Source organism: Antarcticibacterium arcticum (genome assembly GCF_007993795.1).
GTDB classification, from domain to species: domain Bacteria; phylum Bacteroidota; class Bacteroidia; order Flavobacteriales; family Flavobacteriaceae; genus Gillisia; species Gillisia arctica.
Genome location: NZ_CP042476.1, coordinates 311011 through 324888 on the forward strand (window position 1 = coordinate 311011; position 13878 = coordinate 324888).

Annotated in this window: 13 protein-coding genes; all 13 read left to right on the forward strand. The window is 38.7% G+C overall.

Annotated features, from left to right (window positions below; genetic code table 11):
* Positions 1-3 precede the first annotated feature (3 nt).
* The 13 genes from FK178_RS01370 (at position 4) to argH (ending at position 13760) form a co-directional block, all read left to right on the forward strand.
* Positions 4-651, forward strand: a complete 648-nt coding sequence (locus FK178_RS01370; RefSeq protein WP_146830271.1) for a hypothetical protein — start codon at positions 4-6, stop codon at positions 649-651.
* Positions 652-895: 244 nt separating this feature from the next.
* Positions 896-1624: a hypothetical protein gene (locus FK178_RS01375; protein WP_146830273.1), complete on the forward strand. Its 729-nt coding sequence runs from the start codon at positions 896-898 to the stop codon at positions 1622-1624.
* Between the two features lie 245 nt (positions 1625-1869).
* Positions 1870-2691, forward strand: coding sequence for a sensor histidine kinase (locus tag FK178_RS01380; RefSeq protein ID WP_240793873.1), 822 nt, complete (start codon positions 1870-1872; stop codon positions 2689-2691).
* Positions 2684-3316: a response regulator transcription factor gene (locus FK178_RS01385; RefSeq protein ID WP_146830275.1), complete on the forward strand. Its 633-nt coding sequence runs from the start codon at positions 2684-2686 to the stop codon at positions 3314-3316. Before FK178_RS01380 ends, FK178_RS01385 begins: the two co-directional genes overlap by 8 nt.
* 226 nt (positions 3317-3542) lie before the next feature.
* Positions 3543-4997, forward strand: coding sequence for a carbon-nitrogen hydrolase family protein (locus tag FK178_RS01390; protein ID WP_240793874.1), 1455 nt, complete (start codon positions 3543-3545; stop codon positions 4995-4997).
* 462 nt (positions 4998-5459) lie between these two features.
* The gene (locus tag FK178_RS01395) at positions 5460-6104 is read left to right on the forward strand and encodes a GNAT family N-acetyltransferase (RefSeq protein WP_146830277.1); all 645 of its coding nucleotides are present in this window, start codon (positions 5460-5462) and stop codon (positions 6102-6104) included.
* A 6-nt stretch (positions 6105-6110) separates the two neighbouring features.
* Positions 6111-7298 (forward strand): argininosuccinate synthase, encoded by a 1188-nt coding sequence (locus tag FK178_RS01400; RefSeq protein ID WP_146830279.1) that lies wholly within the window; start codon positions 6111-6113, stop codon positions 7296-7298.
* Positions 7295-8260, forward strand: a complete 966-nt coding sequence (gene argC / locus FK178_RS01405) for an N-acetyl-gamma-glutamyl-phosphate reductase (RefSeq protein WP_146830281.1) — start codon at positions 7295-7297, stop codon at positions 8258-8260. Before FK178_RS01400 ends, argC begins: the two co-directional genes overlap by 4 nt.
* A gap of 37 nt (positions 8261-8297) precedes the next feature.
* Entirely contained in the window at positions 8298-9473 is a 1176-nt protein-coding gene (locus FK178_RS01410) for an aspartate aminotransferase family protein (protein WP_146830283.1), read from the forward strand.
* 1 nt (position 9474) lies between these two features.
* Positions 9475-10449, forward strand: coding sequence for an N-acetylornithine carbamoyltransferase (locus FK178_RS01415; protein WP_146830285.1), 975 nt, complete (start codon positions 9475-9477; stop codon positions 10447-10449).
* A gap of 130 nt (positions 10450-10579) precedes the next feature.
* The gene (gene argB / locus FK178_RS01420; protein ID WP_146830287.1) at positions 10580-11353 is read left to right on the forward strand and encodes an acetylglutamate kinase; all 774 of its coding nucleotides are present in this window, start codon (positions 10580-10582) and stop codon (positions 11351-11353) included.
* A complete protein-coding gene (locus tag FK178_RS01425) occupies positions 11353-12420 on the forward strand; it encodes a M20 family metallo-hydrolase (protein WP_146830289.1) in 1068 nt (355 codons plus the stop codon). Before argB ends, FK178_RS01425 begins: the two co-directional genes overlap by 1 nt.
* 53 nt (positions 12421-12473) lie before the next feature.
* Positions 12474-13760, forward strand: a complete 1287-nt coding sequence (gene argH, locus FK178_RS01430; RefSeq protein ID WP_146830291.1) for an argininosuccinate lyase — start codon at positions 12474-12476, stop codon at positions 13758-13760.
* Positions 13761-13878 lie beyond the last annotated feature (118 nt).

The following is a 13878-nucleotide window of genomic DNA, read 5'->3' on the forward strand; positions in this document are numbered from 1 at the left end:
CCTTTGATAAATAAAATATTCGTTTGGTTCCTTTGGTTAACCCTGATTATTGATTTTTCGGGTTTATACATGCTTTTTGGTTATTACAGCAATTACAAATATTTCGCTTTTGTAAAGGGTACCCGGTTTGTTCAAAATTACTGGTTGTTCAATTCCTATCATTTGATTGCGTACTGTGCCTTTCTGTCTTTTTTCATATTCCAGATAAATTCCAAAAAATGGAGGAAAAGTTTTTGGATTCTAACCGTCCTATTCTCAATTATTGCAGTTCTTAATTTAATTTTTTCCGGGGTATTTTTTACAGGATATTCTGCATTTACCGCAATAGGTGGAACCATCATATTATTGCTTTGTATAATCTTGTTTTTTTACCAGACTCTTCGAAGTAATAAGATCCTTAATTTTTATTCAGACCTGGCCTTCTACGTCGCTATTGGAGCTTTACTCTGGCATGTGAGTATCACACCCTTGTTTATTTATAATAAATATGGAATTATGTCCTCCAGTCCGGATTTTGTAGAATTTTACAAGGGATTATTGTTAACTATGAATATCTTTATGTACGGGTGTTTCGCTGCAGGTTTTTTAATCAAATCAAAATCCGGCAATTCTGAAATTATTAGGAATTTAAATGGTGTGGATAAAGTATGAGGGCTTTTTTAACCTTTCTTGAATGGTAAAAAGTGAGAATGAAAAAACGTTCTCCGGTTAAATTTTAAAAGCCCTACCTGATAAAATCCAAACCGAAGAACGCCATTTCCCTTTTTCATAAAATATAAGTCAAACAACAAATAATGAGTACCTAAAGATAAAAAGCTGTTCTAATATGAAACAAGGGGCTTTTTCCCCTTTTTAATCCTTGATTATTAGAAAGTTAGCTTATAAAATTCAAAAGATGTTCCTGGAGTATATAGTAGATAATTTTCTTCTTATTTATCTAATGGAATTGGGTGCGGCTATTGCCGGCTCTATATATTTATGGAAAGCAAGGGTCCCTCAGAAAGGTGTGCGGTTATTTGTTTATTATTTATGGCTTGTGGTTTTTGTTGAATTGATTGGACTATACCCCTCCTACGCATATTTCAATGATTATAACAAATTAGGATTTATAAAAGATACCTTATTTGAGCGCAACTACTGGTGGTATAATTCATATTCGGTCATAAAGTTTTTGGTACTGTATGTTTTTTTTATCCTACAGCTCAATCCCCCTTCCAGGCGCAGGAAATTGTTCGTTATTTCTGCTTTATTTATCCTCAGTTTTATAATTCATCTAATCTTTGGGGACACATTTTTTAAAGCCCATTCTGCATATATGTCTGTTACCGGCACCCTATTTCTAATGATCCTCATATTACTATACCATTTCGAAATTTTAAAAAGTGACAGGATCCTGAAATTTTACAGAAGTATGCCATTCTACATTTCTATTGGTATATTGATTTGGCATGTGTCTATTACCCCGGTGTTCATTTATAATAAATATTTTACCCTTAAAAGCCCTGATTTTATATACTTTCAAATGATGTTCTTAAGGTCTATTAATATATTCCTATACGGTATCCTTATATTGGGATTTATCGTTTGCACTTTTAAAAGGAATAAATTATCAGGGAGTAAGTAACAAAAGATGGTAAGAAAGGTTGAATTGGGAAACTTCCGGAATAAAAAAGTGCCGTTAATTAGTTCTATCTATAGCCCTACCTATATTTAAATACTAAACACTAACGACACTTTTTAACCCCCAAACATTTTAGATTACTAAAATGATAAATCAAATATAGATCGGTCAAAATAATGATACAAGGGGATTTTTCCCCTTTTTTATTTCGGTTTATTGCAGGGGTTATATTTAATACGCGGGAAAATATGTATACTTGTTTAACAATTGGCCTTTTAACTATGCTTGCCCGGGAAGAACTACTACTTATTGTATACTTTATTGTGGTTATATTATTATTAACCACGTTTGGAATAGTTTTCTTTATCACATTCCAAAGAAGGAAAAATAACCTTCTAAAAGAAAAGTATGAAGCTGAAAAACGTTTTGAAGAGGAACTTACCCAGTCCAAACTGGAGATCCAGGAACAAACATTAAAAAATGTGGGTTGGGAACTGCATGATAATATAGGGCAGTTACTCTCTGTGGCCAATATGCAGCTTAACATCCTTTCCAGATCTATTGAGGAATCGTCACAAAGATCTTTAGGAGAAATTAAGGAAATAGTTGCGAATTCGCTTCTGGAGGTAAGATCGCTCTCCAAATCCCTTAACAATGAGGTGATAAATTACTCCGGATTGGAGACTTCAGTAAAAAATGAATTAGCGAGATTTGAAAGATTGAACATCATAACACCGAAATTTATCATCAATGGAGAGAGTTTTGAGATCCCGCAAAAAGATGCCATTATACTTTTCAGGATTTTACAGGAATTTTTCAGCAACGTGATAAAACATTCAAAAGCAGATAAACTGGAGGTTAATTTTGAGTATACGCCTTCTCAATTGAATATTTTTGTTAGTGATAACGGGCTTGGTTTTGACACCCTTAATATTGAAAAGAGTTCGGGCCTATTAAATATGGAAAGCCGGGCAACCTTAATTAAAAGTACCTTTTCATTAAAGTCTGTAGAAAGTGAGGGAACTTCCTTATCTTTAAGCTATCCTAATCCTTCCCATTTATATGAGTAAGACGGTAATTATCGTTGATGATCACAATCTGTTTGGCCAGTCATTAAAAGGCCTTATAAATTCTTTTAATGATTACCAGGTTCTGGCCGTATTAACTACCGGGCAGGAACTTGTAGATTATTTTGAGGGCAATAGAGTGAAGCCGGACATTGTCCTGCTGGATATTCGCATGCCGGTTATGAATGGTATGGAAACCATGGAATGGCTTAAGGTAAATTATCCAGATCAAAAGGTTCTTGCGCTCTCTATGGAACATGAGGAAGAGATCATTATTAAAATGATCAAGGCAGGGTGCCGGGGATATTTATTGAAGGATATTGAGCCAGATGAATTCTTATTTGCACTTACCTGTGTATTAGATAGCGGGTATTATCTTAACGAAGAAACTTCCAGTGCCTTACGGTGCGCCCGGGAAAATTTATCCTCCAATCCGCTCTCACAAAGAGAAATGGAATTTATTAATCTTGCCTGTAGTGAACTAACCTACAAGGAAGTGGCCCTGCAAATGAATTTAAGTCCAAAAACTATAGATGGTTACAGGGAAAACCTATTCCGCAAGCTCGATGTAAAAAGTCGCGTGGGGCTCGTGCTTTATGCAGTTAAGAACAATATGGTAAGCGTATAAAATACGACGGTTTTTGCAAAATATCATTCCTTTAGGATCCCTGTTTTTAAGGTCACTTAGCGCTTCGAAATGTGGGTTTTAGTTTATTTTTAACCCCTTTGGCTTCAATTTAACTGAATTCCTGAGTATCTTCGCACACTAAAAATTAAGTAACTACGTGATAGATTCAGCCAAAATAGAACTAAGGAATTTACGATTAAAAGATTATCAGCAATTAAAAATATCCATGATCAAAAGCTATAAAACTATGGCCGATGAGTATTGGAGCAAAGCTGAGATCAAAACCCTTATCAGTAAATTTCCCGATGGCCAGTTTTGTATCGAAATAGATGGCAAAATAGCGGGCTGTGCCCTTTCAATCATTGTAGATTATGATAAATTTGATGTCAATCATAAATATGAAGATATCATTGGAGGGGAGAATTTTTCTACCCATATCAAGAGTGGGGATGTCCTATACGGGATAGACGTTTTTATTCATCCGGATTACAGGGGGATGCGTCTGGGCCGAAGGTTATATGAAGCGAGAAAAGAATTGTGTGAACAACTCAATTTAAAATCGATCATTTTTGGTGGCAGAATTCCCAATTATGCTGAATATGCCGATGAGCTCACCCCAAAGAAATATATAGATAAGGTTAAACTTAAGGAAATACACGATCCCGTACTGTCATTCCAGTTATCTAATGATTTTCACGTAAAAAAAGTGATCAAAGGATATTTACCCGGGGATGAGGACAGCCTGGAATTTGCCACCTTAATGGAATGGAATAATATCTATTACACCAAACCAAAGAAATTAATAGACACCAAAAAAACTGTTGTAAGGCTGGGTCTGGTACAATGGCAAATGCGCCTCTTCAAGGATTATGATTCCCTGGTCTCCCAGATTGAATTCTTCGTAGATGCGGTAAGTGATTATCAAAGTGATTTTATACTTTTTCCGGAGTTGTTCAATGCCCCGTTAATGGCGCAATTCAACCATATGAATGAAGCGGAAGCTATTCGGGGGCTGTCTTCTTATACAGACAGGTTGCTGGAAACCTTCAGGGAATTTGCAATGAATTACAATATCAACATCATTACCGGAAGCATGCCACAGGTAGTAGGGGAGCATATGCATAATGTGGGCTTTCTATGCCGAAGGGATGGTAGTTATGAAAAATATGAAAAACTGCACATCACCCCGGCCGAGGAATCTGCCTGGGGAATGAAGGGTGGGTCAATCCTGGAAACCTATGATACAGATTGCGGAAAAATAGGAGTGCTTATATGTTATGATGTAGAATTTCCTGAACTACCAAGGTTACTGGCAGAAGAAGGAATGAACATACTGTTTGTACCCTTTATGACAGATACTCAAAACGGGTATTCCCGTGTGAAGATATGTGCACAATCAAGGGCCGTAGAAAACGAATGTTATGTTGCCATTGCAGGTTCTGTTGGAAATTTACCCAAGGTGAACAATATGGATATACAGTACGCTCAAAGTGCGGTGTTTACACCTTCAGATTTTGCTTTTCCCGTGAACGGAATAAAAGCTGAAGCTACGCCAAATACCGAAAGCACCTTGCTGGTAGATGTAGACCTTGACCTGTTAAAAGAACTTCATAATTTTGGAAGTGTTCGTAATTTAAAAGACCGCCGGAAGGACCTTTATTCCATTAAAAGGAAAAAATAAAGGGTTTTCTAATTATTTTTCTGAAAAAATTTCTCCCCCGTTTCCGGCTTTAATGGCTTATATAACGGGGTTTTTCCTGTTATTTTAATTTTTAAGACTTTCAGCAAAACCGGATTTTTTTCAAAAAACCCATTGTTGGTTATTTTTTTTATATACTTTTACCCCGTGATTTCAACACCTCAAATAATAAGGCCATTTAATAATCGCCGGATTTTCATCCGCCGGTAAGGATATCCGTTTTCCCGCGTCTTTTTATTAATTTATTTGATCTTTTTTTCCATTTTGAAACACATTACCAACATATTTAATAAGTTATATTTCAGTATTCTTACTGATATATCTCCCATGCGCAGGCAGTTCCGTCGCACGTAAGTGCGTCTATATTCTATGGAACTTAGGTGAGTCCGGTTCTTCTCTCAACAACAAGCATTTCAAATATTTTAACCTTAAACTCTCTGGCATATGAAAATTGTCATTGCTAATAATACACATGCGAAATACGCCCAAATAATTTGCGACACCATTGAGGAGTCGGCAAAAGTTCGTGGTACCGGTATTGCCCGCAGAACCCCTGAGTATATCCTCACCAAAATGGAGAACGGGAATGCGATCATTGCTCTTGAAGGGGAAACCTTTGCCGGTTTTTGTTATATCGAGATTTGGGGGCACGAAAAATTTGTGGCCAATTCCGGATTGATAGTACATCCCGATTTCAGGAACCGTGGCCTGGCAAAGGATATCAAAAAAGCGGTATTTGACCATTCCCGAAAGAAATATCCCGATGCCAAGATCTTTGGGATCACTACCGGCCTCGCGGTTATGAAGATCAATTATGAGCTGGGGTATCAACCGGTAACTTTTTCTGAATTAACAACAGATGAAAGTTTCTGGAAAGGTTGCCAGACCTGTAAGAACTATGATATTCTTACCAGAACAGAGCGCAAAATGTGCCTTTGTACAGGAATGCTTTATGACCCTGCAAAAAAGGTAAAACCAAAGGAAAAATCGAGATTGAACGATAAAGCTTTTACCAGATTGAAAAGTATTAAACAAACGCTTTTTTTTAAAAAGGAAAAAGCGACAACGGGAGTTAAAACCCAAAAATAAATGAAGATGAAAAAAGTAGTAATTGCATACAGCGGCGGATTGGATACCTCTTACTGCGCCAAATACCTTTCAAAGGAAGAAAACTTTGAAGTACATGCGGTAAGCGTTAATACAGGAGGTTTTTCTGCTGAAGAAATTGAAAAAATAGGAAATAATGCCCAAAAAATAGGAGCAGCATCCTATACAAATATAGATGCCGTTGCCACCTTTTATCAAAAAGTGGTAAAATATCTTATCTATGGAAATGTTTTGAAGAATAATACCTATCCGCTTTCGGTAAGTGCTGAAAGGATTATCCAGGCCATTGAGATAGTTAATTATGCAAAGGAGATTGGTGCGGAATATATTGCTCACGGGAGTACAGGTGCAGGTAATGACCAGGTGCGATTTGATCTTATTTTCCAAACGCTGGCACCGGGGATCAAAATTATTACCCCCATAAGAGATAAACAACTGTCCAGGCAGGAAGAGATAGAATATCTTAAAGCCCAGGGAGTAGAAATGAACTGGGAGAAGGCCAAATATTCTGTAAACAAAGGCCTGTGGGGTACCAGCGTAGGTGGGGCCGAAACTCTAACTTCCACGCAACCTTTACCGGAAACTGCCTATCCTTCGCAGCTTATTGAAAAAGAACCGCAGCAAGTAGTGCTCACTTTTCTTAAAGGTGAACTTACTGCCGTGAATGGTAAGGAAAACCTTCCGGAAAAAAACATTGAGATCCTTGAAAACATCGCCTCTAAATATGCAATTGGAAGAGATATTCACGTAGGGGATACCATTATTGGAATAAAAGGCAGGGTAGGATTTGAAGCTGCAGCAGCTTTGATCATTATCAAGGGCCACCATCTCCTGGAAAAACACACCCTTAGCAAATGGCAATTACAACACAAGGATTATCTGGCCAACTGGTATGGTACTCATTTACATGAGGGCCAGTACCTGGATCCTGTGATGAGAAATATAGAGGCATTTCTGGAAAATTCCCAGGAACAGGTTACCGGTGATGTGTTTGTAACGCTACATCCTTACCGCTTTGTTCTGGATGGGGCAGATTCCAAATTTGACCTTATGAATAGCAGCTTTGGAAACTATGGTGAAGAAAATAAAGCCTGGACTGCAACAGACGCAAAAGGTTTTATAAAGATCCTCTCAAATTCGGGAAAAATATATCAACACGTAAAAAATAACCAATGATACAGGCAGGAATAGTTGGAGGAGCGGGATATACAGCGGGAGAATTGATAAGGATCCTGTTAAATCATCCCGGGGTTAACATTAATTTCATTTACAGCACATCGCAGGCAGGGAAACCGGTAGCCCATATTCATCAGGACCTGTTAGGTGAAACCAACCTTGAATTTAGCGATAAAATTAATAAGGATGCAGATGTGGTTTTCTTATGCCTGGGCCATGGAAATTCAATTAAATTTCTTGAGGAACACAGCTTTTCTGAAACCACAAAGATCATTGACCTTAGCACAGATTTCCGGATTAAAGCTGAAGATAATTCCTTTAAATACGGCCTGCCCGAAATGAACAGGGAAGAGATCAAAAATGCACGGTTCATTGCCAATCCTGGCTGTTTTGCCACCGCTATAAGCCTGGCAATCCTTCCACTTGCAGGTGCAGGTTTGTTGGAAGATGAGGTGCATATCAACGCAGTTACGGGATCTACAGGTGCAGGAACTTCACTTTCAGAAACCACTCATTTTAGCTGGAGAGATAATAATTTTTCAGCTTACAAAGCATTTGAACATCAGCATTTAGCTGAAATAACACAGAGCGTTAATCAGCTTCAGAAAAGTTTTACATCGGCTCTTAATTTCATTCCAAACCGCGGAAATTTTTCAAGAGGAATACACTGTACTGCATATACTGTGTTTTCAGGATCATTGGAAGAAGCGAGCGCTTTATATAATTATTATTATAAAGGAGCGGCATTCACTTTTGTAGTTGAAAAGGATCTGCATTTAAAACAGGTAGTAAATACAAATAAATGTTTGGTACGCCTTCAAAAATTCGGTAATAAATTATTGATTACCACAATACTTGACAATTTGCTTAAAGGGGCATCGGGACAGGCGGTTCAAAATATGAACCTCATGTTTGGATTAAATGAAACCGAAGGCTTAAAACTGAAAGCAAATTATTTTTAATTAGGTAGCCTTCGGGCTAAAACTTAAAAACAGCAGCATGAACTTATTTGATGTTTATCCATTATATAATATTGCTCCGGTAAAAGGGGAGGGTGTCTTCGTCTATGATAAAGCAGGAACAAAATATCTTGATCTTTATGGCGGCCATGCCGTGATCTCCATTGGCCATTCTCATCCTACCTATGTTTCAGCATTAAAGGGTCAGGTTGAAAAGCTTGGTTTTTATTCCAATTCCATCCAAAACCCCCTTCAGGAGGAACTGGCCGGGAAGCTTGAAAGCGTTTCGGGTTGCGAAAATTACAGTCTTTTTCTTTGTAATTCCGGGGCAGAGGCTAACGAAAATGCTTTAAAACTGGCTTCTTTCCACACGGGGAAAAGCAGGGTTATATATTTTGAAAAAGCCTTTCACGGCCGTACTTCCGGAGTGGTGGCGGTTACAGATAATCAATCTATAAAAGCCCCCTTCAATACAGGTCATAAAGTTACCCGTCTTGTTTTTGACGATGTGCCTTCCCTGGAAAACGAATTGAAAAAAGAAGATGTGGCCGCGGTAATATTTGAGGTGATCCAGGGAGTAGGCGGTCTTGAGGAAGCTACTACAAATTTTTACACAGAAGCGTCAAAGCTATGTAAAAAGCATGCCGCCCTTTTAATTGCAGATGAGGTACAATCGGGTTATGGCAGGACCGGGGATTTCTTTGCTTTTCAAAAACATGGGATACGTCCTGATATAATTTCCATTGCAAAGGGAATGGGGAATGGATTTCCTATGGGAGGTATTCTTATAGACCAAGCCATACAGGCCAAACATGGGCTTCTTGGAACCACTTTTGGAGGGAACCACCTTGCCTGCGCCGCAGGAATCGCAGTGCTGGATGTAATAGAAAAAGAACAGCTTATGGAGAATGCAGCAAGTATTTATTCATACGTGAAGTCTGCGGCCGCAGAAATCCCACATGTAAAAAGCCTTAAAGGTAGGGGTCTAATGATAGGATTGGAATTTGATTTTGAAGTAGCCCCACTTAGGAAAGAAATGCTTTTTACCCACCATATTTTCACCGGGGCGGCATCCAATAAAAATCTGCTGCGTATTTTACCCCCGCTGAATATTCAAAAAGAACATTTTGACACATTCTTTAAAGCCCTAAAGCAAGCTTTAAAAAATTTTTCGGAAAGCTCACCGGCCACCGCAACCAACATTGAAAAATCATAACATGGAAAATTACATCAGTATATCAGATATAGATGACCTGCAGGAATTGATCGCGGAAGCCCTTCAGCTCAAAAAAGATAACACCGCCGCAAATCTGGGAAAAGGGAAGACCCTGGGAATGTTGTTTTTTAACCCAAGCCTTAGAACCAGACTTAGTACAGAGAAAGCAGCAAAATTGCTGGGTATGGATGTTATGGTAATGAATGCCGATAAAGATGGCTGGGCCCTGGAATTTGAGGATGGGGCAATTATGAATTCAGATAAAGCTGAACACATTAAGGAAGCAGCCGCCGTGCTTTCCCAATATTGCGATATTATTGCTGTGCGTGCTTTTCCCGGATTAAAAGATCGCGAAAAGGACCAGGCTGAAATTGTGATGAACAGTTTCAGAAAATATGCAAGTGTACCGGTAATAAACCTGGAGAGTGCTACGGGCCATCCGTTGCAGGGCCTTACAGATGCGATCACTATCATGGAACTACAACAGGTTAAAAAGCCCAAAGTTGTGCTTACCTGGGCTCCGCACCCCAGGGCATTGCCACAATCTGTTCCCAACTCTTTTGTGGAATTCATGCAGAACATTGATGTGGAGTTTATAATTACCAATCCTGAAGGCTATGATCTTGATCCTCAAATTGTGAAAAATACCACAGTAGTTCACGATCAGGATACAGCTCTCAAAGATGCCGATTTTGTGTACGTGAAAAACTGGAGCAGTTTTAACGATTATGGGAAGATCCTTACCGAAGATAAAAGCTGGACTTTTAGCGGAGATAAACTGGAATTAACCAACAATGCCAAAGTCATGCATTGCCTTCCGGTTAGGAGAAATGTGGTTATAAATGACGAAGTGTTGGATAGTGAAAATGCTGTAGTGATACACCAGGCAAATAACAGGACTTTTGCCGCTCAGGCGGTTTTGCAAAGGCTGTTAGCCCCCAGCCCCCGAAGGGGGAGTTACTTGAGGGAAAAGTGATAAGTTAATAGTGAAAAGAAAATAGTAAAGTTTTTGCGAAATTCCGCGAAGTCTGTGGGGAACATTTCCGCGGGATTTGGGTAAAAAATCCTAGGGTTCAGCAGGAAAAATAATATTAACAAAATATCAAATGAAAACGCTTAAGGTTGTAAAAATAGGAGGAAAGCTAATTGAAGATGAAGCAAAGCTCAGCAGTTTTTTAAAAGATTTTGCAGCATTAGAGGGCCCTAAGATCCTTGTGCATGGTGGGGGAAATCTCGCCACCGAAATTGCTTCGCGATTGGGATATGAAACCAAAATAATAGATGGGCGAAGGATCACAGATCAAAATTCCCTGGATGTTATTGTGATGACCTATGGCGGACTTATAAACAAACGTATTGTAGCTAAATTGCAGGGATTACATTGCAATGCTATAGGTTTATGCGGGGCCGATGGACGGAGTGTAATTTCTATCAAAAGAGAAATTAAAGAGATAGATTATGGGTTCGTGGGAGATATAACCGAAATTAATATTGGTTTTATAAATTCATTATTGGATGAGGGGATCACTCCTGTTTTTTCGGCAATATCCTGTACAAAAGAGGGGGAATTATTGAACACCAACGGAGATTCTGTAGCATCAGAGATTGCTATTGCGATGAGCGGCCATTATACCACCCAATTAAACTTCTGTTTTGAAAAAAGAGGGGTTTTGGCAGATGCAAAGGATGACAGCTCCGTTATCCCGGTGCTGGACAGGAAGGATTATGAAAGTTTAAAAGAAAAAAAGATCATAGGGGAAGGTATGTTACCTAAACTTCATAACTGTTTTAATGCGCTTGATAAGGGAGTTTCTAACATATATTTGGGCGATTTTACCCTGTTGAAAAATGATTCAGAATGCACCAAAATAGGAAAATAATGAACGTACCAAATTTGAAATTGGGAGCGGTTGCACTTCTCAGGGAGCTAATCCAAACACAATCCTTTTCCGGAGAGGAGGAAGGCACTGCCTTATTGCTGGAAAAATGGTTGAGCGCTCATACCATTCCGTATAAAAAACATTTAAATAATATTTGGGCAGTCAATAATGAATTTGATCCTTCAAAACCAACATTATTGCTCAATTCCCATCACGATACGGTAAAACCAAACTCCGGTTACACCCGTGATCCTTATGCAGCAACAGTGAAAAACGGAAAATTATTTGGCCTGGGTAGTAATGATGCAGGAGGTTGCCTGGTATCTCTTCTGGCCACTTTTACATATTTCTATGGTGCAAAAAATCTTAAATATAATATTCTTTTTGCCGGAACAGCAGAGGAGGAGATCAATGGAAAAAACGGGATAGCTTGCCTGCTGCCTTTACTTCCAAAAATTGATGTTGCAATTGTTGGGGAACCCACGTTAATGCAAATGGCCGTGGCAGAGAAGGGTTTGGTGGTTTTTGATGCTGTGGTGAAAGGAACTCCCTCTCACGCTGCTCACCCAAATCATGATAATGCGATATATAAAACCGCGAAGGTTTTAAATTGGTTTAAAAATTTCAAATTTGAAAGGGTATCTGAAGCGCTGGGAGAAGTAAAACTTACGGTGACCCAGATCAATGCAGGTTCACAGCATAATGTGGTTCCTGCACAGGTGGACCTGGTAATTGATGTGCGGGTAAATGACAGATATACCAATGCCGAAATTGAACAGATTCTTTTGGAAAATGCTCCAGTTGACGAGATAAAAGCTCGGTCACTCAGGCTTAATTCCTCCTCCATTCCAATGGAACATACTTTGGTAAAGGCTGGAATTTCCATTGGAATGAAAACCTATGGTTCCCCAACGCTTTCAGACCAGGCAATGCTTAGATGCCCCTCCTTAAAACTGGGGCCGGGGGATTCCACCAGGTCTCATTCAGCTGATGAATTTATTTTTGTCGCTGAAATAGAAGAGGGAATTGAAAAGTATATTCAGCTGCTTGAAAAAACAATAAAATAGAAATTAATCAACCTCCCAGTTTTCAAAATCTGTGAGGTTTTAATCAACTTCATATGAAACTCTGGGATAAAGGATTATCAATAGATAAGAAAATTGAAAAATTCACGGTTGGAAATGACCGGGAGCTGGATATGTTTCTGGCAAAATATGATTTAATCGCTTCCAAAGCGCACGCAAAAATGCTTGGAAAGGTTGGGATCCTGAATGAGAATGAAGTGGAGGAGATTATAAAAGAACTCCAGAAACTGGAGTCACAAGTTGAGCAGGGAACTTTTAGTATTGAAGAAGAATTTGAGGATGTGCATTCCAAAATTGAATGGGAACTTACCAAAAGCCTGGGAGATACCGGCAAAAAGATCCATACTGCAAGATCCCGGAATGACCAGGTTCTTGTGGCTATGCAGCTTTATTTTAAAGATAACCTTTCACAGATTTACAGTAAAACAGAGAATTTAATTGATGTATTACTAAAGCTTGCCGAAGAGCATAAAGAAAAGGTGTTACCGGGTTATACGCATTTGCAGGTAGCCATGCCCTCATCATTCGGCTTATGGTTTTCTGCTTATGCTGAATTGCTAATCGATGACCTGTACCTGCTCAATGCCGGTTTAAGGATCGTTGATCAAAATCCGCTGGGTTCTGCTGCTGGCTATGGTTCTTCTTTTCCTATAGACCGGGAATTTACAACAAAAGAACTGGGCTTTTCTGCATTAAAATATAATGTTGTTGCTGCCCAGATGAGTCGTGGTAAGAGCGAAAGAACAGTGACTTCAAATATTGCTTCCCTATCCAATACGCTTTCACGATTCGCGATGGATATTTGTCTTTATATGAGTCAGAATTTTGATTTTATTACCTTCCCGGATGAACTCACTACAGGGTCTAGTATTATGCCGCACAAGAAAAATCCCGATGTATTTGAGCTTATAAGAGGAAAATGCAACAAGCTGCAAGCAATTGCAAATGAAATGATCCTCATTACCAATAATCTTCCCAGTGGATATCACCGGGACTTTCAGCTTATTAAGGAAAACAGCATCTACGCGGTAGAGAATATTAAAGAGATACTGGAGGTTTTTACACATTCAATCTCACAAATTATAGTAAAAGAGGTTGATCTTACAGATGAAAAATATAAATACCTGTTTACCGTAGACAGCATTAATGATCTTGTAATGCAGGGTAAATCTTTTCGTGAAGCTTATAAGGAAATAGGGGAGCAGGTACAAACAGGAAGTTATAAACCCGGAGTGTCTATTGAACATACGCATACCGGAAGTAAGGACAATCTTGCCCTGGAAGAGATCCAAAAGAAGAAACAATTTGCACGTAACTTCTAACCATATAAACATTTTCAAAAAGCCGTTCTTGTAACGGCTTTTTTTATGACCGGATTTCGCATAGTTCCAAATAATCCAATCATCTACATAAACTGATTCTCTTTCAGCGATCGTAAAA

Excerpts from the sequence above, each read along its gene's own strand:
- FK178_RS01410 (WP_146830283.1), top strand. The coding sequence starts at position 8,298 with ATGAACTTATTTGATGTTTATCCATTATATAATATTGCTCCGGTAAAA.
- argB (WP_146830287.1), top strand. The coding sequence starts at position 10,580 with ATGAAAACGCTTAAGGTTGTAAAAATAGGAGGAAAGCTAATTGAAGAT.
- argC (WP_146830281.1), top strand. The coding sequence starts at position 7,295 with ATGATACAGGCAGGAATAGTTGGAGGAGCGGGATATACAGCGGGAGAA.
- FK178_RS01415 (WP_146830285.1), top strand. The coding sequence starts at position 9,475 with ATGGAAAATTACATCAGTATATCAGATATAGATGACCTGCAGGAATTG.
- FK178_RS01380 (WP_240793873.1), top strand. The coding sequence starts at position 1,870 with ATGTATACTTGTTTAACAATTGGCCTTTTAACTATGCTTGCCCGGGAA.
- FK178_RS01400 (WP_146830279.1), top strand. The coding sequence starts at position 6,111 with ATGAAAAAAGTAGTAATTGCATACAGCGGCGGATTGGATACCTCTTAC.
- FK178_RS01375 (WP_146830273.1), top strand. The coding sequence starts at position 896 with ATGTTCCTGGAGTATATAGTAGATAATTTTCTTCTTATTTATCTAATG.
- FK178_RS01395 (WP_146830277.1), top strand. The coding sequence starts at position 5,460 with ATGAAAATTGTCATTGCTAATAATACACATGCGAAATACGCCCAAATA.
- argH (WP_146830291.1), top strand. The coding sequence starts at position 12,474 with ATGAAACTCTGGGATAAAGGATTATCAATAGATAAGAAAATTGAAAAA.
- FK178_RS01390 (WP_240793874.1), top strand. The coding sequence starts at position 3,543 with ATGATCAAAAGCTATAAAACTATGGCCGATGAGTATTGGAGCAAAGCT.
- FK178_RS01385 (WP_146830275.1), top strand. The coding sequence starts at position 2,684 with ATGAGTAAGACGGTAATTATCGTTGATGATCACAATCTGTTTGGCCAG.
- FK178_RS01425 (WP_146830289.1), top strand. The coding sequence starts at position 11,353 with ATGAACGTACCAAATTTGAAATTGGGAGCGGTTGCACTTCTCAGGGAG.